Annotated in this window: 28 protein-coding genes; 13 read left to right on the top strand and 15 right to left on the bottom strand. The window is 62.5% G+C overall.

Features of this window, described 5'->3' with window-relative positions:
- The first annotated feature begins 1 nt into the window (after position 1).
- Positions 2–559, top strand: coding sequence for an RNA polymerase sigma factor (locus tag RHE_RS16750; RefSeq protein ID WP_011426507.1), 558 nt, complete (start codon positions 2–4; stop codon positions 557–559).
- A gap of 209 nt (positions 560–768) precedes the next feature.
- Here RHE_RS16750 and RHE_RS16745 read toward each other — a convergent pair whose 3' ends face one another.
- The 7 genes from RHE_RS16745 to hemP form a co-directional block, all read right to left on the bottom strand.
- Complete coding sequence (locus tag RHE_RS16745; protein ID WP_020922073.1) at positions 769–1,167, bottom strand: hypothetical protein; 399 nt, start codon at positions 1,165–1,167, stop codon at positions 769–771.
- Between the two features lie 9 nt (positions 1,168–1,176).
- On the bottom strand, positions 1,177–1,521 hold the full coding sequence (locus RHE_RS16740; RefSeq protein WP_011426506.1) for a DUF883 family protein: 345 nt from the start codon (positions 1,519–1,521) through the stop codon (positions 1,177–1,179).
- A 147-nt stretch (positions 1,522–1,668) separates the two neighbouring features.
- On the bottom strand, positions 1,669–2,463 hold the full coding sequence (locus RHE_RS16735; protein ID WP_011426505.1) for a heme ABC transporter ATP-binding protein: 795 nt from the start codon (positions 2,461–2,463) through the stop codon (positions 1,669–1,671).
- Between the two features lie 21 nt (positions 2,464–2,484).
- Positions 2,485–3,597, bottom strand: coding sequence for a FecCD family ABC transporter permease (locus tag RHE_RS16730; RefSeq protein WP_011426504.1), 1,113 nt, complete (start codon positions 3,595–3,597; stop codon positions 2,485–2,487).
- 2 nt (positions 3,598–3,599) lie between these two features.
- Complete coding sequence (locus tag RHE_RS16725; RefSeq protein WP_011426503.1) at positions 3,600–4,529, bottom strand: heme/hemin ABC transporter substrate-binding protein; 930 nt, start codon at positions 4,527–4,529, stop codon at positions 3,600–3,602.
- An 11-nt stretch (positions 4,530–4,540) separates the two neighbouring features.
- Positions 4,541–5,590 (bottom strand): hemin-degrading factor, encoded by a 1,050-nt coding sequence (locus RHE_RS16720; protein ID WP_011426502.1) that lies wholly within the window; start codon positions 5,588–5,590, stop codon positions 4,541–4,543.
- 19 nt (positions 5,591–5,609) lie between these two features.
- Positions 5,610–5,792, bottom strand: a complete 183-nt coding sequence (gene hemP, locus RHE_RS16715; RefSeq protein WP_011426501.1) for a hemin uptake protein HemP — start codon at positions 5,790–5,792, stop codon at positions 5,610–5,612.
- 177 nt (positions 5,793–5,969) lie between these two features.
- Here hemP and RHE_RS16710 point away from each other — a divergent pair, with 177 nt between their 5' ends.
- The 6 genes from RHE_RS16710 (at position 5,970) to RHE_RS16685 (ending at position 9,256) form a co-directional block, all read left to right on the top strand.
- Positions 5,970–6,395, top strand: a complete 426-nt coding sequence (locus RHE_RS16710) for a hypothetical protein (RefSeq protein ID WP_011426500.1) — start codon at positions 5,970–5,972, stop codon at positions 6,393–6,395.
- Positions 6,396–6,453: 58 nt separating this feature from the next.
- A complete protein-coding gene (locus RHE_RS16705; protein ID WP_011426499.1) occupies positions 6,454–7,779 on the top strand; it encodes an energy transducer TonB family protein in 1,326 nt (441 codons plus the stop codon).
- Positions 7,780–7,887: 108 nt separating this feature from the next.
- Entirely contained in the window at positions 7,888–8,295 is a 408-nt protein-coding gene (locus tag RHE_RS16700; RefSeq protein WP_011426498.1) for a DUF2325 domain-containing protein, read from the top strand.
- Entirely contained in the window at positions 8,292–8,564 is a 273-nt protein-coding gene (locus RHE_RS16695) for a hypothetical protein (protein ID WP_011426497.1), read from the top strand. Before RHE_RS16700 ends, RHE_RS16695 begins: the two co-directional genes overlap by 4 nt.
- 9 nt (positions 8,565–8,573) lie before the next feature.
- Positions 8,574–8,888: an antibiotic biosynthesis monooxygenase family protein gene (locus tag RHE_RS16690; RefSeq protein WP_011426496.1), complete on the top strand. Its 315-nt coding sequence runs from the start codon at positions 8,574–8,576 to the stop codon at positions 8,886–8,888.
- Positions 8,885–9,256 carry a bleomycin resistance protein gene (locus RHE_RS16685; RefSeq protein WP_011426495.1) on the top strand — a complete coding sequence of 124 codons (372 nt, stop codon included), beginning with the start codon at positions 8,885–8,887 and terminating at the stop codon, positions 9,254–9,256. The genes RHE_RS16690 and RHE_RS16685 overlap by 4 nt, the downstream gene beginning before the upstream one ends.
- Here the strand turns inward: RHE_RS16685 and RHE_RS16680 are convergent.
- Both RHE_RS16680 and RHE_RS16675 read right to left on the bottom strand, forming a co-directional pair.
- Positions 9,253–9,624 (bottom strand): DUF423 domain-containing protein, encoded by a 372-nt coding sequence (locus RHE_RS16680; RefSeq protein ID WP_011426494.1) that lies wholly within the window; start codon positions 9,622–9,624, stop codon positions 9,253–9,255. The two genes, RHE_RS16685 and RHE_RS16680, sit on opposite strands and share 4 nt — an antisense overlap.
- Positions 9,621–10,028 carry a group II truncated hemoglobin gene (locus RHE_RS16675; RefSeq protein ID WP_011426493.1) on the bottom strand — a complete coding sequence of 136 codons (408 nt, stop codon included), beginning with the start codon at positions 10,026–10,028 and terminating at the stop codon, positions 9,621–9,623. The genes RHE_RS16680 and RHE_RS16675 overlap by 4 nt, the downstream gene beginning before the upstream one ends.
- 168 nt (positions 10,029–10,196) lie before the next feature.
- Here RHE_RS16675 and RHE_RS16670 point away from each other — a divergent pair, with 168 nt between their 5' ends.
- The 4 genes from RHE_RS16670 to RHE_RS16655 all read left to right on the top strand — a co-directional run bounded on the left by RHE_RS16670 (position 10,197) and on the right by RHE_RS16655 (position 13,152).
- Positions 10,197–10,760: a TetR/AcrR family transcriptional regulator gene (locus tag RHE_RS16670; RefSeq protein WP_042118936.1), complete on the top strand. Its 564-nt coding sequence runs from the start codon at positions 10,197–10,199 to the stop codon at positions 10,758–10,760.
- 18 nt (positions 10,761–10,778) lie between these two features.
- Complete coding sequence (locus RHE_RS16665) at positions 10,779–11,120, top strand: DMT family transporter (RefSeq protein ID WP_011426491.1); 342 nt, start codon at positions 10,779–10,781, stop codon at positions 11,118–11,120.
- Positions 11,121–11,313: 193 nt separating this feature from the next.
- Positions 11,314–12,099 carry a ThuA domain-containing protein gene (locus RHE_RS16660; protein ID WP_011426490.1) on the top strand — a complete coding sequence of 262 codons (786 nt, stop codon included), beginning with the start codon at positions 11,314–11,316 and terminating at the stop codon, positions 12,097–12,099.
- Positions 12,100–12,108: 9 nt separating this feature from the next.
- On the top strand, positions 12,109–13,152 hold the full coding sequence (locus RHE_RS16655) for a Gfo/Idh/MocA family protein (RefSeq protein WP_011426489.1): 1,044 nt from the start codon (positions 12,109–12,111) through the stop codon (positions 13,150–13,152).
- A 149-nt stretch (positions 13,153–13,301) separates the two neighbouring features.
- On the opposite strand, the gene RHE_RS16650 is transcribed toward RHE_RS16655, so the two are convergent.
- The 6 genes from RHE_RS16650 to RHE_RS16625 form a co-directional block, all read right to left on the bottom strand.
- A complete protein-coding gene (locus RHE_RS16650; protein ID WP_011426488.1) occupies positions 13,302–13,697 on the bottom strand; it encodes a DUF1236 domain-containing protein in 396 nt (131 codons plus the stop codon).
- A 130-nt stretch (positions 13,698–13,827) separates the two neighbouring features.
- Positions 13,828–14,940 (bottom strand): ABC transporter permease, encoded by a 1,113-nt coding sequence (locus RHE_RS16645; protein WP_011426487.1) that lies wholly within the window; start codon positions 14,938–14,940, stop codon positions 13,828–13,830.
- 1 nt (position 14,941) lies between these two features.
- Positions 14,942–16,069 (bottom strand): ABC transporter permease, encoded by a 1,128-nt coding sequence (locus tag RHE_RS16640; RefSeq protein ID WP_011426486.1) that lies wholly within the window; start codon positions 16,067–16,069, stop codon positions 14,942–14,944.
- Positions 16,066–17,811 (bottom strand): ATP-binding cassette domain-containing protein, encoded by a 1,746-nt coding sequence (locus RHE_RS16635; RefSeq protein WP_011426485.1) that lies wholly within the window; start codon positions 17,809–17,811, stop codon positions 16,066–16,068. The genes RHE_RS16640 and RHE_RS16635 overlap by 4 nt, the downstream gene beginning before the upstream one ends.
- Positions 17,808–18,821 carry a secretion protein HlyD gene (gene hlyD / locus RHE_RS16630; protein WP_011426484.1) on the bottom strand — a complete coding sequence of 338 codons (1,014 nt, stop codon included), beginning with the start codon at positions 18,819–18,821 and terminating at the stop codon, positions 17,808–17,810. Before hlyD ends, RHE_RS16635 begins: the two co-directional genes overlap by 4 nt.
- Positions 18,818–19,522: a CerR family C-terminal domain-containing protein gene (locus RHE_RS16625; protein WP_011426483.1), complete on the bottom strand. Its 705-nt coding sequence runs from the start codon at positions 19,520–19,522 to the stop codon at positions 18,818–18,820. The genes hlyD and RHE_RS16625 overlap by 4 nt, the downstream gene beginning before the upstream one ends.
- 230 nt (positions 19,523–19,752) lie before the next feature.
- Between RHE_RS16625 and RHE_RS33680 the strand changes: the two genes are divergently transcribed.
- Positions 19,753–19,905, top strand: coding sequence for a hypothetical protein (locus RHE_RS33680; RefSeq protein ID WP_009988813.1), 153 nt, complete (start codon positions 19,753–19,755; stop codon positions 19,903–19,905).
- Positions 19,906–20,154: 249 nt separating this feature from the next.
- Positions 20,155–20,466, top strand: a complete 312-nt coding sequence (locus tag RHE_RS16620; protein WP_042119312.1) for a hypothetical protein — start codon at positions 20,155–20,157, stop codon at positions 20,464–20,466.
- The last annotated feature ends 14 nt before the right edge of the window (positions 20,467–20,480 follow it).

The raw sequence follows: 20,480 nt of genomic DNA, 5'->3' as shown, positions 1-20,480 counted from the left end.
CATGGAAGAGAAACTGCAACCCAGCTTTAAGCGGGAATTGCTGGCGGCCCTCCCTAGCCTTCGCGCCTTTGCCATTTCGCTGATCGGACGCCACGATCGCGCCGACGATCTCGTCCAGGACACCATCATGAAGGCCTGGGCCAAGCAGGACCATTTCGAGATGGGCACCAATATGAAGGCCTGGCTCTTCACGATCCTGCGTAACGAACTCTACAGCCAGATGCGCAAGAGCGGTCGCGAGGTGCAGGACAGCGACGGGCTGTTCACGGAATCGATGGCCATGCATCCCTCGCAGTATGGCGCGCTCGATCTCCAGGATTTCAAGAAGGCGCTCGATCAGCTGCCGCCGGACCAGCGCGAGGCGATCATTCTCGTCGGTGCCTCAGGTTTTTCATACGAAGAGGCGGCCGAAATCTGCGGCTGCGCCGTTGGCACCATCAAAAGCCGTGTCAACCGGGCGCGGCAGCGCCTGCAGGAACTGCTGCAAATTTCAGGCGAGGCCGATTTCGGCCCGGATGCGACTTCGGCGCCGCTGACATCGAAGGCTTTTGCGTTCTGACAAGCGATTGTGCTTGAAAAGGAAGCGGGCTGCCTCGTGGGCGCGCCGGCGCACGGGGCGGACGCTGTGGCGGTTGTTATTCGAGGCACTACCCCTCCTCCTTCGTTCCTGTGCCTGTCACAGGAATGAGGGAGAGTCTTTTGCTTGCGTGTAGAAAGGGGATAGCACACCTTCCTACCTCTGTTCTTGTAGGCGAGCGAGTGGCTCCCTTAATCCTCCCGCTTCGAACCCATAAGATTGGCCGCGACGATGGCGGCCAGGACGCCGGCGGTGAGCAGCGGTTGGGCGCGGACGAGGCCGATGCCGACCGTCGCCAGAGATTCCAGCGCCGCACGGCGATCGCGGGCGCGGCGTGCCTCGCGGGCGTTGATGATCGACATCACCACCAGCATGATGATTGCGATCAGCAGCGCGCCGACGGCCAGGAAGAGGACGGCGGCGAGCGGACCGTAGATGCCGGCGAGCCAAATGGCGCCGGCGGCCACCGCCAGCGCATAGGCTGTGAGGAGGAAGAGCGCGGCAAGCGCAATGAAGATGCTGCTGCGTTTGACGCGCGCGACGGTCCGATGCACGCTTGCGCCCGTCAGCAGGCTAAGGATCGAGAGCATCGCGCTTCCTCAGCGACGGGCGAGGAAGGCGATGGCCAAGCCGAAAGCGGCAGCGGCGCCGATGGTTGCCAGCGGATGTTTGCGCACCGTCTCGCGCATTTCGGTGGCTCCGCGCTCATAGCCGTGCTGCAGCTCGCGCAGGAGATCCTCGCTGCGGCTGAGCAGTTCCTCATAGCCGGCGTTGGCTTGGCTGCGAATCTTCTCGCTCTGGTGGCGCGAGTTCTTGCCGACGAGGCGCGTCAGTTCGGCGAGCTCGTCGCGCAATGCCTCGAGCTGTTCTTCGATACTGGATTCGAGATGGTGGAAGGTGCCGTTGCGGCGGCTGCGGCCGGACTGGAAGATAGAATAGCTCATTGCTGTCTCCATTGGCTGGGGCGCGCGCGAGCCCGCCTGTTTCGCACGAGGGTCACCACCGTCCGTTGCATGAATGATGTCGCCCGGCATTGACCCAGATCATTGCCGACAACGTTTTGACGGGGCAAAAGTTCCGCGCGCGCAGGCTCAGGGACAGGAGAGGGCGCTGTGGGCGAGCACGAAAGGCGTGCCATCAGCCGGGATCTGATTGATCCGCAGCGCGCAACCAAAGACCGAAAGCATCGTCGCGTCGGTCAGCACTTCCTCGATGCTGCCGGCGGCGGCGAGCCGGCCTGACTTGATCAGGACGACGCGGTCGGCAAAAAGAGCGGTCAGGTTCAGGTCGTGCATGACGGCGATGACGCCGCCGCCGCGTTTGCAGAAATTGCGGGCGAGCGTCATGATGGTCAGCTGGTGGCTGATGTCGAGGCTCGAAACCGGTTCGTCGAGCAGCAGCCAGCAGGGCTTGCCGTCGACGATGGGTTCGGAAATCTGGCAGAGCACGCGGGCAAGCTGCACGCGCTGCTGTTCGCCGCCCGAAAGCTCCTGGTAAAAGCGGCCTTCGAAGCCGACAAGGTCGACGGAAGCGAGAGCGGCGGCGGCCGCCTGATCTGATTTGTCGGGGTGCAGGTTCAGGCCCGAGGTCAGGCCCATTCGGACGATCTCGCGCACGGTGAAGGGAAAGGAAATGGTGCTTGCCTGCGGCAGCACGCCGCGAACGGCGGCAAGCTGCCAGGGTTTCAGCCCCTTCACCTCGTCGCCGCCGATGCGCACCGAGCCGTCATAGGCGAGCTCGCCTGATATCGCCTTCATCGTCGTTGTCTTGCCGGAGCCGTTCGGTCCGGCGATCGCCGTCAGCTCGCCGGCCTTTGCGGCAAAGGTGACGTCGCTGATGATCGATTTGCCGGAAAGGCGCACGGAGAGGCCGGAAACTTCGATCATCTGACGTCGCTCACAAGTCGCTCAGAGGGCAAGGCGCGAACGCTGCTTCAGCAGGATCCACAGGAAGAACGGTCCACCGACCGCGGCGGTGATGATGCCGATCGGCAGCTCGGCAGGAGCGACCAGGGTGCGCGCCAGCACGTCGGCGAAGATCAGCAGCGAGCCGCCGAGAAGGGCTGCGGCCGGCAGCAGGAAACGATGGTCCGGGCCGATCGCCATGCGCAGGATGTGCGGCACGACGATGCCGACGAAGCCGATGCCGCCGCTGACGGCGACGGAAGCGCCGGTCGCGGCCGCGACGCCGACGATCGCGACATTCTTCAGCCGCTGTACTGGGACGCCCATGTGAAAGGCAGCGGCCTCGCCGAGCGTGATGGCATTGAGGCCGCGGGCCATGAAGGGAAGGGCGGTGAAGGACAGAAGCACGATCGGGCCGGCGGCGGCGATCTTCGTCCATGTGGCGCCGGCAAGCGAGCCCATGCTCCAGAAGGTTAGGTCGCGCAGCTGCTGGTCGTTCGCCATGTAGATCAGCAGGCCGGTCAGGGCCAGCGCAAGCGCGCCGAGCGCAATGCCGGCCAGCAGCATCGTCGCCACGGACGTCTGGCCGTGACGGGTGGCGATCCTGTAGAGCAGCAGCGTCGTGGCGAGGCCGCCGCCGAAGGCAGCCGCGGGCAGTGCGTAGATGCCGAGAGGCGCCTCGAACGGGGCTGCGAGACCACCGCCGAGCACGATCATTGCGACCGCTCCGAAGCTTGCGCCGGAGGAGACGCCGACAAGGCCGGGATCGGCCAGCGGATTGCGGAACAGGCCCTGCATCACCGTGCCCGAAACCGCCAGCGAGGCGCCGATGAGGAAGCCGAGAATCGTGCGGGGCAGACGGATATCGAAGATGATGATGCGGTCGCGGGCGCTGAGCGCCGTCTCGGAGCCGGCGATGTTGGCGATGACGTCGACGATCGAGGCATCCGAGGCGCCCGTCGTCACCGAAACCAGCATCGAGAAGATAGAGCCGGCGACGAGCAGGGCTATCGCCAGCAGGGCGAGGCGCGTCCTGTCGCCCGCCTGCCTGATGTCACGCATCTCTGCCAGCGGAAATCGTCGCCTTCGTTCCGTCATGGCTTGCGGCAGGGCCATGATCAGCCCCCGTAGATCGCCGCGTTCAGGTCCCGCACGGCGGCTGCCGTGCGCGGGCCGAAGCCGAGCAGGTAGACGCCGTCCATCCTGATGATCGCTTTCTTCTCGCCGGCCGGCGTCAGCGCAATTGCCGGCTGCGCCAGCAGGTCCTCATTCTTGGTGCTGGCGCCATCGCCGCGGTTCATCATCAGAATAATGTCGGGCTTGGCTTCGATGATCGCCTCGTCCGTCAGCGGCTTGTAGCCCGGGAATACGCCCACGGCGTTGACCGCGCCGGCGAGCTTGATGACGCCGTCGGCCGCCGTGCCGGTGCCAGATGCCATGATCCGGCCGTTCTGGGCGCTGAGGATGAAGAGAACGCGCTTGCGCTCGGTCTCAGGGCGCTTTTCGGCATCGGCGATCGCCGCATCGAGATCGGTCGCGACCTTTTCTTCGAGCGCCTTCGCCTTGTCGGGTACGCCGAGCAGCGTGCCGACCCGGTCGATCTTGGCGATGATGCCGTCGCGGGTAAAAGTGCTCGGCACGGTCTCGAAGGGCACGCTGGCATTCTTCAGCACAGCAAGCGCCTCCGGCGGACCGGACCCTTCGACGGCGATGATCGTGGTCGGGTTCATGGCAAGAATGCCTTCCGGCGAGAGCGCGCGCATGTATCCGACGTTCGGCAGCTTCAGCGCCGCCTCCGGATAGAGGCTTGTGGTATCGCGGGCGATCAGCCGGCTTTCCTCGCCGAGCGCATAGATGATCTCGGTGACGTCGCCGCCGACCGAAACCAGGCGTGAGGTGTCGAGCCTCTTCTCCTCGGCATAGGCGACGTGGACGAAGGCAAAGCTATTGCCGGCCGGCGCCGTGGGGATCAGCGGCAGTGCGAAGACGGCTGCCGTCAGGGCCAGCTCCCAAAGGCGATTCCCGCGCAGGTTGTTACGCATCGTCATTGCTGTGATCCTTATGCGGCGACACTTGCTGCCCGCGGCAGGCTTTCGATGATCTCGCGCCATTCGCTGCGTTCGCCGAAGCCTTCCTTTCGCTTGCCGAAGAACTGGATGATCATCTCGCCTTCGACATTGTAGGCCTCCAGCGAGGTGACGTGGCCGTCCCTGGTCGGCTTGCGCACGGCCCAGGTCTCGGCGATGTGATCCTGGCGCAGATGCAGGTGGAAGGTCGGGTCCATGATGTTGATCCACGGCCCCATCGCCTGCACATTGAAGATCGGCCCGGAATGGATCTGAACGATGCCGCTATTGGCTACGAAGCACATGATCGGCAGGCCCGATTTCACCGAAGCATGCATCATCTCGGCGGTCGCGGTGTTGTCGAGCTTCCAGGCATAGTCGTCGCCGACGTTGCGGATGGCCGCCTGGCGGCCGATCTTCAGGCGCTTCAGCATGCCGAAGAATTCGTGGGTATCGGTCAGCTTGCGCCAGTTTTCGCGTAGCTCGTCGCGGCTGACATCGGCAGCTTCGTCGGCGGTATTCGAGACCTCGGCCTCGACGAATTCCTGAGACTGGTCTTCGAGCTTCAGCTCGGCGACGATCGCATGATAGGCCTGGATATTCGAATTCGGGCGCAGGTGCACCTTATGCACGGCGTTCCCTGCCTTGTCGAAATATTGCAGGCTGAGGCGTTCCTGATCGCCATCCTTCTTGGAGACGGCGAAGCCGTGCTCCCAGCGGCTCGGGAAGATGCGCAGGTCGATATTCTCACCCAGCACGATTGCGCTCTGCATGCCGGTCTTGATGTTTTCGAAAACGCCGATCTTTTCGTGCACCGCGCTTTCGTTGCGCGACAGAGCCATCACCTCGCCGAGGCGTTCCACGCGCTCGAGAAGCTTCGTCGCGCTGCCGTCGATGCGGGTGATGCTGATGCCGGTTTCGGCGGCGACGAGGGCTGCCTCGGAAATCTTCAGCCGGGCGGCGATGTCGCGCTCACGCATTTTCGGATTTTCGGCGCGAAACGCACGGATTTCGGCCGGCGATGGTCTTTTCTGCTCAGTCATGTCTTACCTACTTATGGTCCTATTTATTGAGAATGAGCTTGCCCTGGCGGGTGATCTTCAGGCGGTAGACCAGCCCGTCGTGTTTGATCATGATCTCGTTCGTGCCGCGGAAGAGATCCGCGCTTTCGACGATCCGCTGTTGCGCCGCCGGCTCGCTGGGCAGTGGCGCATGCTTAAAGCTATCTGGCTTTTCAACCATCATTTCGGTTGGCAATTCCATGAGGCCGGGGATCGGTAGTCTCCGGTTGTGGCGACAATTAACTTGACTTTCTTACTCATACTTTTTTAAAGACGCAATAGGATACTAATGCAGTCAAGTTTTAGGGATTGCTGAGATGAAGCTGTCTGACGGCGGCCTGCGGTAATGACGGAGAAGCATATGACGATCAGGTTTGCGGCTGCTGCAGCCGGCTTATTGATGGCGGTTGCGGGCGTATGCCAGGCACAGGAGACGGCGCCGGCAGCCTCTCTCGATGTCGAGCTCAACGCGCTGGCGCCCTCGCAGAAGGGCCGCATGATGACCTTCGTCGCGCTCAACCAGCTGCCTGCCGCCATCAACAAGGTCTCCTTCGAACTCGCCTTCTTCAACGACACGAACGCCGTCGACCGCATTACCGTTCTCGACTTCCGCGATCTGCCGCAGGGCAAGAAGCGGGTGCGCCAGTTCGACATGCCGAATGTCAAATGCGAGAGGGTGACCCGCATCCTGATCAACGACACGCCAGTCTGCGACGGGCCGGCCGCCGGCGAATGCATGAAGGGTCTCGTCACCCGCTCGCAGATTTCCGTTCCTTTCGAGGGCTAAGATATCGCCGGGGATGGAACCCCGGCGGATATGTTTCAGGCTGTCCGAGGCGTAGACAATGGCGATTTCAGCGAAGTCCAGATCGAGACAGGTGCTCGTCGGGGAGGCGGACGCCGACGACAGTCTGAACGACAATACGCCCGGCATGCATCCCGGCCACGAGCTTCCGGAACTGCGCAACGCGCAACGCCAGCCGGCCGGCGAAACGGTGATCCACTACACGCGTTTCGCCCAGATATCTTCCTTCCCCGACCATCCGGAAAATGCGCCGGAAACCCCGGCTCCTGCGCCGCCGATGGATGCGTCGGTGGAAAAGCAGGAGGACGAGCAGACGCCGGTGCGGCGGCGGGTGGCGCTGAGTTGTGTTTGCTCGCTGATCTTCCATGCGACGCTGGCCGCCACGTTGCTTATTGTGATGCCTGCGCCCTCGGATGAAACGCTGATGGAGGCGGGCGAGGCCATCAGCGTGGTCATGCTTGGCAGTTCCGACGCCGATCAGAGCGCAGCCGGCGACACCGAGGTGACGATACAGGAAGAAGTGGTTCCAGAAGCTGTTGAACCCGATACGGTTAAGCCAGTCGAAACAGCGGAAGTACAGCCGGAGGTCGTCCAACCGGAAACCGTGCAGCCGGCTGACGCAGAGCCGGTCGAGACCGTTCAGCCTGTAAAGGACGTTACGCGTCAGTCAGCCGAGACGGTTGCGACTGCAGAACCGGAAGTTCTCGTATCGGAAAGCCCTGCCGAAACATCCGTCGCACAGCCGATGTCGACGGTGGTGCCGGAGCAGCCGGTGATGTCAAGCGAATCGCCAACGGCAGCCGCAATGCAGCCCGAACCCGAAGAAATCAAGCCTGTCGAGGTGGCTCCCGTCTCTCCCGAGCCGGAACCGCCGACAGAAGTGGTTACTCCGCAACCGAAGCCGAAACTAGAGAAGCCTGTAGAAAAGAAGGTGGTGGAAAGAAAACAGCCGCCGAAGAAAGCACAGGGTTCGGAGGGCGATGCCAAGCAGGAAGCGCGCCGGGGTGCCGCGGACGGACAGGCAGACGCCAATTCGAATGATAATTCGCGCACATCCGGCGGCAGGAATGGAGCAGGCGGCGCGTCGGAAGCCAACTACAAAGGCAAGCTTGTTGCGCGGTTGTTCCGTTGCGTCGATCGGATGGAGTCTCGCTATCGCGCGGCTCCCGCCACCTTAACCGTTCGCATCACCGTCAGCCGCAGCGGCGATATCACCGCATCGAGCGTTATACGCGGCTCGAGGCTCCCCGAGGTCGATAGCGCCGCCCTCGCCAGGGTGGCCTCCTGCAATCTGCCCGCGATGCCGGATACCATAGCGGCATCCTCGCGGACCTACACCTTCCCGGTCGAGGTGACTCCGCGATAAATATGATCAAAACAGTCTACTTTATACTTTACTCTAAAAATCAAGTTTAATAAGGTCCGTTCGCACACGCAGGAATCGTGTGACGATCAACGAGCGAACGGGTGGTATATGGCTCGCAAGGGCAAGAAGGGATCGAACCGGGAGGTCCGCGACAGCGCGGGTGAGGAGGCCGGCCAGGCATCCCATGGGCGATCGAAACTCGATGGCCGCAGCTTCCTCTATGTCGGCGGGCGTGACTGCCAGGTGGCGCATCTTCGCCAGATCTGCAGCAATTTCGGCGCCGAGCTTATTCATCACGACGGCGGCCTGCGCGAAGCGGTTTCCCGCATCGATACCGTGCTGCCTTCGGTCGACTGTGTGTTCTGCCCGATCGACTGTATCAGCCACGATGCCTGCCTGCGGGTGAAGACCGGCTGCAAGAAATTCGGCAAGGCCTTCATTCCGCTGCGCAACGGCAGCAAGTCCAGCCTGGAGCGTGCGCTGCAGTCGATGAACGAACGAGACAATTCCCGATGAACGACCACCACCCCGACGGCTTCACCATGATCGGCCTGCACAAGCTCGCCGCGCAGAGCAGCGACGGCCTCGTGCCCGAGCTCTACGAACTTTTTCAGCAGCATGCCGGACGCCAGCAGATCTATCCGAACGTGACGCTGTTCCCGACCTGGGAGGCGCGCATGCCCGGAGAAGCGACGACGAGACCGCTTGGCGCGGCGGCGGCAAACGGCAATAATATTCTCGCCTTTCCCTCTCGTGCGGCAAGGGCGGCCAAGAGGAAGGCGTAAGGAGATTTCATGTACATCGCAATGAACCGCTTCAAGGTCGTCACCGGGACCGAGGGCGATTTCGAGACCGTCTGGCGCAACCGTGATTCCAGCCTGGCCGAGGTGCCCGGTTTCGTCGAATTCCGCCTGCTGCGCGGCAAGCTCAACGAAGAGGAGGGCTATACGCTTTATTCCTCGCACACGGTCTGGAAGAGCGAAGAGGATTTTCAGAACTGGACGAAGTCCGAGAATTTCCGCGCCGCGCACCGCAATGCCGGCGACCGCAAGGCGATGTACAAGGGGCCGCCGGTCTTCGAAGGCTTCAACGTTGTCGACGGCATGTGAACCAGGGGCCTGATCGCATCGAGGTCCTGCCGGTTCTTCCGTCGCTCGATATCGATGCGACGCTTGCCTTCTATCGAGACAAGCTTGGCTTTGCCAATGTCGTCTATCAGGCGGAGGATTATCTCATCCTGCGGCGTGACGACATGGAACTGCATTTCTGGCGCACCGAAGATGCCGGGCTCTGCGAGAAGACCTCCGTCTATCTCAGGGGCGGCGGTATCGGCGCCCTTCATGCGGAATATCGCGAAAAGGGCATCGAACGCCTGACCGAGATGGAAGTGCGGCCGTGGAACATGGAGGAATTCTACATCCACGATCCACACGGCAACCTCTTGCGCTTCGGTCGCGTACCGCAGCAGCGCGGTTAAGCTCTGACGCGGAAGACAGCACCCGCCGCAACGGCCAGCCAGCCGAGCATCATCGCCCAGCCGCCGGTCGGGGCGGCATAGGGGAAGAGGCCGGTGCCGGTAAAGCGCAGGGTGACGAGGTCGCCCGCAAAGAGCAACGTTCCGACGATCATGAGAAAACCGGCCAGCCAGGCGGTTTTGAGCCTTGCGGCGCCGAGAGCCAGTGCCAGCAGGGCAGGGGCGTGGGCGAGGCACATGGTCGATGCGGAAGCCGCAAGGTTGGCTTGCCCGCCGCCATGGGCGGCAAGGGCGGCGAGCGCCACGCCTGATACACCGAACAGGCCGGCAAAGAGATAGAGCACCGGCTCCAGGCGCGTGTTCAGGCTCATGGCTGTTCCTCGTCAGGGGCCTTGTTCTGCATGTGATAGGCAAGGCGCTCGACCGGCGCCCAGATCAGGTCGCGCAACGCCTGGCTCGCGATCGTCTCGTCGAGCGCGCGGCGGAAGCAGAGCAACCATTCGTCGCGCTCGACAGGGCCGATATCGGCGACAAAATGGCGGCTGCGCAGGCGCGGATGGCCGCGCTTGTTGGTATAGAGCGGCGGGCCGCCGAGATAGCCGCTCATGTATTCGTAGAATTTCTCTTCGCTGCCTTGAAGGCTCGGCGGATGCACGGCGCGCACGTTTTTTGCCTCCTGCAGCGAGTCCATCAGCGCGTAGAAGCGATGCGTCAGCGCCCGCACGGCGGGATCGCCGCCGATCGCTTCATATAGAGTGGTGACCTTTTCCGTCACGAAACCATCCCCGATATCATTGCCATCCGCCCGACCCTTCATGCACCGGGCGGGAAATGATCGCAACCGTCATCAAAGTGCCGCGGCATTTCGCCATAATGCTTGCGGTTTAAGCAGTTCAGCCGTTTCTCCTTGACAAAACCGTCCGGACGGTATCTTTATAATCTTATGTCGAACGCTCACCATCGCAAGAAACAACCGGCTCTCGTGCGCCAGCAGTTGCTGGAGGTCGCAGCGCGGCTTGCTGCCAGCGATGGAATGGCGGCTGTCACGCTCGATGCGGTCTCTTCCGCCTCCAGCGTCAGCAAGGGCGGGCTGCTGCATCATTTCCCGACGAAGAATGCGCTGCTCGATGCGCTGTTCGAGAGCCTGCTCGAGAAGTTCGACGTCGATATCGAGGAACTGATGCGCGGCGATCCGCAGCCGCAGGGCCGTTTCACCCGCGCCTATTTGAGGGCGGTGTCCGGCCTCAAGGATCGTCCCGACGATTCAAGGAGCTGGACGCAGGTGACGATCGCGCTTCTTGCCGAACCCCGGCTGCGCCTTCGCTGGCGACGATGGGTGCAGGCGCGGGCGGAGGAATATGTCGGCACCGATTCTTCGCTCGATGCGCAGATCGTGCGCTTTGCCGCCGACGGCCTTTGGTTTGCCGATACGCTGGAGAGCCATGAGATCAGTGATTCTCTGAGGCGGGATCTCATCAACCGCCTTGTCGAGCTGACCGGAAAGTAATCCGAAAGGAATGCCGTCATGAGCCAGGCCGCCATTTACGGGCTGCTTTTTGCAGCCATCGTGCTCGAAGTCATCGGCACGACTGCGCTGCAATTGTCGCAGCAGTTCACCCGCATGGGGCCGACGGCCCTTGTCGTCGCTTGCTATGCGGCGGCGTTTTACTGCCTGTCGCTGACGCTGAAGAGCATTCCCGTTGGCATCGCCTATGCGATTTGGAGCGCTTTGGGGATCGTGCTGATTTCCTCGGTCGGCCTCGTCTTCTTCAAGCAGCGCCTCGATCTGCCGGCGATCATCGGCCTCGGGCTGATCATATCCGGCGTCGTCGTCGTCAACCTGTTCTCGAAAACCATTTCACATTGATTTTACTGCGATATTTTATAATTCTTCTCCAAGGTTTGCGCGACAAATTTCCCCTTTGTCAAACTCCTGACAAAGCGCTATGTGTTGCTCCGACGTGGAGGAGATCGAGGCGCACCTCAGCGCCTTTTTCCAAAGCGCTTTGAATTCTGCTTTTCCCGCTTATCAATCCTTCCTGCTTCCAGAGGAGCACAGCATGGCCATACGCACCGTTGTGTGGGGTGAAAACATTCACGAGAATACCAATGCGATCGTCCGGGGCATTTATCCGGAAGGCATGCATACGACGATCGCCAATGCGCTGAATACCGATCCTGGCATCTCGGCGACCACGGCGACACTGCAGGAGCCGGAGCACGGATTGAGCGAAGCCCGCCTTGCCGAGACCGACGTCCTGACCTGGTGGGGCCACAAGGATCACGGCGCGGTCTCCGATGTCGTCGTCGAGCGCGTCGCCAAGCGCGTCTGGGAGGGCATGGGCCTGCTGGTGCTGCATTCCGGTCATTTCTCGAAAATCTTCAAGCGGCTGATGGGCACGCCCTGCGCGCTGAAATGGCGCGAGGCGGGCGAGCGCGAGCGGCTGTGGACGATCAACCCGCGCCATCCGATCGCCGCCGGCATCGGCGAGCATTTCGAGCTGGAGAACGAGGAAATGTATGGCGAGCAGTTCTCGGTGCCCGAGCCGCTCGAAACGGTGTTCATCTCCTGGTTCCAGGGCGGGGAAGTGTTCCGCTCGGGCCTGACCTGGCGCCGCGGCGCCGGCAACATCTTCTATTTCCGCCCGGGCCATGAGACCTATCCGACCTATCACGACGCTACGGTGCAGAAGGTGCTGATCAATGGCGTCAAGTGGGCCTACAACCCTGAAGGCGCGTTGACTGGCATTACCGACGCTCCAAATGTGCCGGTGGAAAAGGCATTGGAGCCGATCGTCGAACGCGGCCCGAAACTGCACCAGGCCGGCGAAGCCGGTTACCGCTGAGGAGCATTCATGCGACTACTCGTTCTTGGCACGGGCGTGATGGCGAAAAACCAGCTCACCCACTTCAGCAAAATCGACGGGGTGACGGTGGTTGGTGCCGTCGACACCGATCCCGACCGGCTTTCCGCCTTTGCCGACAAGTTCAATATCGAAAAGCGGTTTCATTCGTTGGATGAGGCGATCGCCTGGGGCGAGTTCGATGCGGCGACGAACATTACGCCCGATCGCATCCATCACCCGACCACCATGGCGCTGATTGCGGCCGGCAAACATGCGCTCTGCGAGAAGCCGTTGGCGGAAAACTATCCGAAGGCGCTGGAGATGACGGAAGCGGCCGAAAAGGCCGGTGTCATCAACATGGTGAACCTCACCTATCGCAACGTCGCGCCGCTGCAGCGCGCCCGCGAGATGGTGCTCGCTGGCGAACTTGGCACGATCAAGCATGTCGAGGCATCCTATCTCCAGAGCTGGCTCGTCTCGCGCGCCTGGGGCGACTGGCGTACCGAATCGACCTGGCTGTGGCGGCTTTCCACCGGCCACGGCTCGAACGGCGTGCTCGGCGATGTCGGCATCCACATCCTCGATTTCGCCGCCTATGGCGCCGCGACCGACATCGACCATGTCTTTGCGCGGCTGAAGACCTTCAACAAGGCGCCGGGCGGTCAGATCGGCGAATATATGCTCGACGCCAATGACAGTTTCACCATGTCGGTCGATTTCGCCAACGGCGCGCTCGGCGTCATCCATGCCAGCCGCTGGGCGACGGGCCATCTGAACGAGTTGAAGCTGCGCATCTATGGCGAGAAGGGCAGCCTTGAGGTCATTCATCGCCCCAGCGGTTCCGAATTGCGCGGTTGCCTCGGCGAGGATGCGGAGACTGCCACCTGGAGGGAGATCGAGGTGACGCCGGTGCCGACCAACTACCAGCGATTCGCCGAGGCCGTAGCAAGCGGCATCCAGCCCGACCCGAACTTCCGCCACGCCGCCAACCTGCAGAAGGTGCTCGATCTCGCCATGGTGACGGAGCGCGAGCGGCGCGAGCTGAAGGTCTGATATCTGCTTGGGATATGGAAGCCGCCGTTCAGACGGCGGTTTGCCGCGCTATGGCGCGCCGATTGATCGTTGGTGCAAACGTAGAAAAAGGCCCCACCGAAGCGGGGCCCGAGGTAGTCAAGCCGCAGCAGGCGGTCTCGACCGCTTGATTATTCGATGACCTGCACGACTCGATGGGTGCGGGGTTCAACGATCACACGACGGTCGTTGACGACGGTATAGGCGTATTTCGGGTTGTCGGGCACCGGAGTGACGACGACATCGGCCGGAAGCGGCTTGCCGACGACGATCGGCTGCTCGACGACCACAGGGGAGGTCGGGGCCGGTTGCTGCTCGACATAGGTGACCACCTCGCGCGGCGGCGGATCGACAACGGCACCGGCGACACCGCCGGCTACGCCGCCGATGGCGGCACCCACAGGACCACCGACGATCGCGCCGGTGATGGCGCCACCAGCTGCACCGGTGACCGCTCCGTCAGCCAGAGCATTGGTGGCAAGCGACGATAGCGCAAGGGCGCCGGAGACAAGTATGATCTTGTACATTTTGCTTCTCCTTTGCTGGGGTTGCACTCGACTAACGATGTCGTCAAATCGAGGTTCCCGCAGCAAAGAGTCACGCTTTGGAAGGCCGGTTCATATTCTGTGAGGCGGCTGACGCATCCACCGGGAGGAATTATTCCAAGCGCCGGCGGAAGAGCCAGGCGGCAGCACTGAGCGTAACGGTGGCGATCAGCGCCAGCGGAATCGTCTGGTTCACCACCTCGCTCAAAGGGATATCCTTGAGGAAAACGCCTTTGACGATCACCAGGAAATAGCGCAGTGGATTGACGAAAGTTATCGGCTGCAGCCAGCCTGGCATGTTTTCGATCGGGGTCGCGAAGCCCGAGAGCAGCATGGCCGGGACCATAAACAGAAAGGCGCCGAGGATCGCCTGCTGCTGCGTCATCGACAGGGCGGAGATGAAAAGACCGAGTCCGGCAACAGAACCGAGATAAAAGATCGCGCTGCCGTAAAGCAGGAAGAGCGAGCCGCGCAGCGGCACCTCGAAGAGGAAGACGGCGGCGAGGATATAGACGGTGATATGGAAGAGGCCGATCATCATCGGCGGGATCAGCTTGCCAATCAGGATCTCGTGCAGGCGCAACGGCGAGACCATCAACTGGTCGAAGGTGCCGAGCTCGCGCTCGCGGGCGATCGAGAGCGCCGTGACGATCAGGCCGATCAGGAGCGCGATGCTGGCGATCAGGTTCGGCACCATGAACCATTGATAGGTGAGGTTCGGGTTAAACCAGTTGCGCGGCACGGATGAGACGATGCTGGCGCCGGCGCGTTTGCCGGCCGGCGTCTCGGCGGAAAGCGCTGCGCCGATTTGCGAGAGATAGCCCGCGACGATCTGCGAGGCGTTGGAGCGGCGGCCGTCGAGCACCACCTGCAGGTCGGTCGGCGTCCCCGCTTCGATATTGCGGGAGAAATCCGGGCCGATTTCGACCGCGGCGATGACCGCCTGATTGTCGATCGCCACCTGGACCTCAGCCTGTTCGGCGGCGATCTCGATATTGCGGAAGGTCGGCGAGCCATCGATGCGCTCGATCAGCTCCTGGCCCCAATGGCCGCTGTCGCGGTTGAGGATGATGACGTCGACATTGCGCACTTCGAGCGTCGCCGCATAGGAAAAGACGAGAAGCTGGACGATCGGCGGGCCGATCAGGATGGCGCGGCCCTTGGGGTCGCGCAGCACGGCGAGCAATTCCTTGACGATGAGGGCGTAAAGCCTTGTCCATCCCATCTCAGCTGATCCTCTTTCTGGTGCTGCGTGCGGCGAGCGCGAACATGACGCCGCCGATCGTCAGCATGACCGAGATTGCCTGTCCGAACATTGGCCAGATGTCGCCGGCGAGAAACACCGTCTGCAGGCTGGGGATCAGGTAGCGGGCCGGCACGATGAAGGTTATCCACTGGATGATCCTGGGCATGGAGTTGATCTCGAACAGGAAGCCCGAGAGCAGGAAGGCCGGCAGGAAGGCGGAGATCAGCGCCAGCTGCGAGGCGAGGAACTGGTTCTTGGTTGCCGTCGAGATCAACAGGCCTTGCCCCAGGGCCGGGATCAGGAAGGCGGCCGATAGGGCATAAAGCCCGGCGACCGAGCCGCGGAACGGCACGCCGAAGAGAAAGACCGCAAGCAGAACGCAGAGCGTCATCGAGGTGAGGCCGAGCAGAAAATAGGGCAGGATCTTGCCGGCAAGCAGCTCGACGGCCGTCACCGGCGTCGCCATCATCGCCTCCATCGTCCCGCGCTCCCATTCGCGGGCGACGACGAGCGAGGTGAGCAATGTGCCGACCAGCGTCATCACGATGGCGATCGAGCCCGGCACGAGGAAATTGCGACTGGTCAGCTCCGGGTTGAACCAGAAGCGCTGCTCGACCGCGATGGCGGGACTGTGGGAGGCAACGTCCGCCTGCCTCTGCTGTTCCCAGTTGGCAATGGCGCCTTGCGCGTAGTTCTGTACAAAATTCGCCGTGTTCGGATCGGAGCCGTCGACAATCACCTGGACCTGCGGGCGGCTGCCGGCGGTGTAGCGGGTGGTGAAATCGGCGGGGATGACGACGATGCCGCGCACCTTTCCGATCACCAGATCTTCTTCGAACAGGCGGCGGTCACGGCCGATCACCACGTCGAAATAGCGCGAGGCCCGGAAGCTGGCCGCGAGGTCCTGCGTCAGCGGCGTCAGCTCCTCGGTCACGAGGCCGATGCGGGTGCGCGTTGTATCGAGCGAGACGCCGTAGCCGAAGAGGAAGAGCAGGATCAGCGGCAACACGAAGGCGATGAGGATGCTGCTCGGGTCGCGGATCGCCTGGAAGCTTTCCTTGCGCACCAGAGCTGCAAGACGCCGGAGCCGGCCGGAGGAAATGCTCATGCGGCATCCTCCGCTTCCGATTGCTGCACCAGTGCGATGAAGGCGTCCTCCATCGTCGGATCCGGCCCGTTCTTCGTCGCGACACGTGCCTTCAACTCATCGGGAGAACCGAGCGCGATCGAACGGCCGCGGTAGATCAGCGAAATGCGGTCGCAATATTCCGCCTCGTCCATAAAATGGGTGGTGACGAGCACGGTGACGCCCTTTTCGACCAAGCCGTTGATATGCGTCCAAAACTCGCGGCGGGTGATCGGATCGACGCCGGAGGTCGGTTCATCGAGGAAGAGGGCGCGCGGTTCGTGCATGACGGCGCAGGCAAGCGCCAGGCGTTGCTTGAGCCCGAGCGGCAGATCCTTGGCGGGTTCGCGGGCGTGGCGGCCGAAATCGAAAATTTCGGTCATCAGCTCGATGCGCTCGTGCCTGCGCTGGCCGCGAAGTCCATAGACGCCCGCGAAGAATTCCAGGTTCTGCATGACTGTAAGATCGCCGTAAAGCGAGAATTTCTGCGCCATGTAGCCGAGCTGATTGCGCGCTTCGGCGGCGTCGCGGCGAAGATCGAAACCGGCAACGCGGCCTTCGCCACCGGTCGGTTTCAACAGGCCGCAGAGCATCTTGAAGGTGGTGGACTTGCCGGCGCCGTTCGGGCCGAGCAGGCCGAAGATCTCGCCGCGGCGAATATCGAAGCTGATGTCGTCGGCGGCGGTGAAATCGCCGAAGCGCTTGGTCAGACCCTTGGCCTCGATCACCGGGCGGTCGCCCTCCGCCTTCAGCGGCTCTTGCGCTTCGGCAAGCCGGGATCGGCCGCCGGGGCCGCCGCCGAGCATATCGACGAAGGCGTCCTCGAAACGCGGTGGGGCGGGGGAAAGCAATGCGCCATCGCCGGCCTTGCCGATATCGGGCGTCTTGCCGTTGGCCGCGACGAGGCGGATCGCCTCGCCCTGGATCACGCCGTCGATGACCCCATCGGCCTGCAGGAGTTCGGCGAGAACCTGCCGACGGCGGCCAGTCACATCGGAGACCCGAAAGACGCGGTCGCTGACGCGCTCGGTCATTTCATCCGGTTTTCCCGAGAAGAGCAGTTTTCCCTGATTCAAGAGCAGCACGTGGTCGCAGGCTTCGGCCTCGTCGAGATAGGCGGTCGACCAGACCACGCCGATTCCTTCCTTCGTCAGGTTCTCGACCATCTTCCAGAGGTCGCGGCGCGAGATCGGATCGACGCCGACGCCGGGTTCGTCGAGCAGCAGCAGGCGCGGCTTTTTCAGAAGCGCGCAGGCAAGGCCGAGCTTCTGTTTCATGCCGCCGGAGAGCTTTCCGGCGAGCCTTGTGGTGAAGCGCTTGAGGTCGGTGAAGGTCAGCAGTTCGTCGAAGGCGCCGGCGCGTTCGCTCTTCGGCAGGCCGCGCAAATCGGCATAGAGGTCGAGGTTTTCCTGCACCGAGAGATCCTCATAAAGACCGAAGCGCTGCGGCATGTAGCCGATCGCCGCCTGAATGCCGGCGGCGTTCTTTCTGGTGTCGAAGCCCAGAACGTTCATCGTTCCGGTGTCGGGCAGCATCAGGCCGGTCATCAGCCGGATCAGCGTCGTCTTGCCGGCGCCGTCGGGGCCGACAAGGCCGGTGATCGCCCCGCCGCCGATGGCGCCGGAGACGGCGTCGAGGGCCGGAGGCGCGTCGCCGAAGCGTTTGGTGACGCCGTCGATCCGAACGAGCCGCTTGGCGTCCCGACTGGGTTCGGGGGCGGTCATTGTCCGCCTGCCGGCGGCGCCGACAGCCGCACGGTGACCGGCATGCCCTGCCGCAGGTCGGGGCCGGGTGTGTCGATGACGATCCTCAGGCGATAGACAAGATCGGTCCTCAGTTCAGGCGTTTCCACCGACTTCGGCGTGAATTCGGCGACCGGCGAGACGAAGCCGATGGTGCCTTCATAGGGTCTATCCGGCCGGGTATCGGAGGCGATGGATACTTTCATCCCGGGGTGGATGCGGCCGAGATCGGGTTCGGCGACATAGCTGCGCACCCAGACAGGCTCTGTCAGGGAGAGCACGAAGACGGTATCGGCCGGCGAGACGATCGCGCCGTTTTCCCGCACCCGGGAGAGGATGACGCCGTCGTTCGGAGCACGCAGTTCGGTGTCTGCGAGCGAAGTTCGCGCCGAGGCGAGTGTGGCCTCGGCGGCCTTCAGCTGGGCGTCGGCGGCGGCGATATCCTCGACGCGCGAGCCTTCCTGCAGCAGCTTCAGTGCCTCGCTGGCGGATTGCGAGCGGGCGGCGGCCATCGCCTTTGCAGCGGTTGCCTGGTCGAGGTTCGCTTCGGAAATCGTGCCCTGCGGGCGAAGCTGGCGGGCGCGGTCATAGGCGAGGTTGGCATTCTGCAGATCCGCGAGGCTTTCGTCGTAGGCAGCTCGCGCCTGGGCGATCTCGGTCGGCCGCGGGCCGGCCTTCAGCTTGTCGAGCGTCGCGCGAAGGGCCGCGGCGTTGGCCTCGCCGGAGCGAACGGCGAATTCATAGGGTGCGGCGTCGAGCTTCGCCAGGACCGTCCCGCTCTTGACGACATCGCCCTCGTCGACGCGCAGTTCGGAGAGGCGGCCGCTGACGCGGAAGCCGAGCGAGACCTGACGGATATCGACATTGCCGTAAAGGACGAATTCGCGTCGCGCCTCGGGCAGCCAGCCGAACCGCTCGGGCAGGCCGTACCACCAGGCGGCGGCACCTGCCGCAACCAAGAGAAGGATCGCGATGGGGAGGATGCGTTTCATGCTGCGCCTCCTTTCGGCGAACCGATGACATCGGCCAGTTCGGCAGCAACGCCCCGCAGGATTTCTACCTGTTCCGGGCCGAAGGCATCCCATTCCATCTGGGCGAGCACGGAGGCATGGGCGAAGCGGAAGATGAGGATGCTGCCGACGAGGTTAAAAGTGCGCAGGCGCACATGTTCGGACGCCGGATCCTCGCCGAGAATGGCGCCGACCAGGCGCCGGCCCATTTCGATCATCGGCCGCATAATGCCTTGATAAACCCGCTTGAAAGCTTCGGTGGGCTCCATCTGCTCGCGGATGAGGAAGCGGGCCCAAGGTTCGGATTCCTTAGCGACGAAGAGCGTCACCATGGTCTGGAGAACTTCGGTCAGGAAGAGGCGGGCGTCCGTTTTGCCCAGCGGCTCGCCAGCTGCGTCGAGCGCCATCAGATGCGCGCCAATGCGCGCCCGCATGCCGCTGACATGGGAGTCGATCTGCATCATGAGATATTCGGCGGTGGCGATATAGAGGCCTTCCTTGCTGCCGAAATAATAGGGAATCGCCTGCAGGTTGACGCCGGCGGCTTCGGTCAGCTGGCGTGTCGAGGCGCCCTCGAAACCGTAGCGCCCGAAGACATCGAGAGCGGCGGTGAGCATCTTCTGGCGCGCGATCTCGGCGCGGGCTGAAGCTGGCGGATTTGGGTTGTCGCGTTCTCGGATCATGACATTTTATAGTGCCTCTACTGGAATAAGTCAATCGATTGATTTTTATGTTCCAAGGCTTCCGGGCGAGGACACGAGCTGCGACTTTCCTACCCTCTTCAGGATAGATTTCACGCAAGGCGCTCTAATATGTCCCATGCCTACTCAGCGGCTCCAAAGGCATATTGTTTCGCGTTATGCGCTCATTTTTCGACACAAAACTGCCTTGCTCTTTCCGTATCGGCAGGTCGATGCGTATCCAGATCTATATTATCGCTCTCCTGTTGAGCGCCATTATGTGGTCGATCTCGTTCGATGCGGCGCGAGAATCCTATCATGCCGCTCAAAGCGCGGGATTGATGCCGAACCTGCATATCAACAAGAAGCTGGACCGCATTCTCTAGACTGCGATCAGCGTCCAATCATGGATGTTTTGCCGATGCCGCCGTCCAGCCGCCGGCCAGGCATTGCTATGCCTGTCTCGAGCCCTTCCGCACAGAAGTCAAATTTCGTAAAATTTGATCGATCTGCTTAAAAGCCCTGCAAATACTGACGTGTAGAGTGTTCTCATGAAGGCGGCCGAAGCGTGGACAGACGCATCGATCGCTTGGAGCCGGGCGAAAGCCCGCCGATCCGAAAACGGGGAATTCGACATGCAGAAAACTCTTGCCGCCATCACCCTCACCTTTAGCATTGCCGCGGCTGGCCCGGCCTTCGCCATCGGGCCTGCGAGCCTCGCGCGCGACCTGATCTACACTTCCGCCATCGGCCATTCGCCTGAAATTCCCTTGACGACACGCGCCGGTTTCATGCGGCCGAGCGTTCCCCTCGTTATGCGCGGCCCAGCTGCCGTCGAGGGTCGGGGTTATCAGCTCAAGGCCTGTTCGCAGAGCCTGAGCTTTGCCATCGGCTATGTATTCACGACGGCGGTCGGTGCTGTGGAGGCAGTCACGCTTCTCCGCTAGAGCAATTCCAGGCA

Source organism: Rhizobium etli CFN 42 (genome assembly GCF_000092045.1).
GTDB lineage: Bacteria > Pseudomonadota > Alphaproteobacteria > Rhizobiales > Rhizobiaceae > Rhizobium > Rhizobium etli.
The sequence above is the reverse complement of the archived record's forward strand: the minus strand, read 5'-3'. Positions and strand labels throughout refer to the sequence as shown.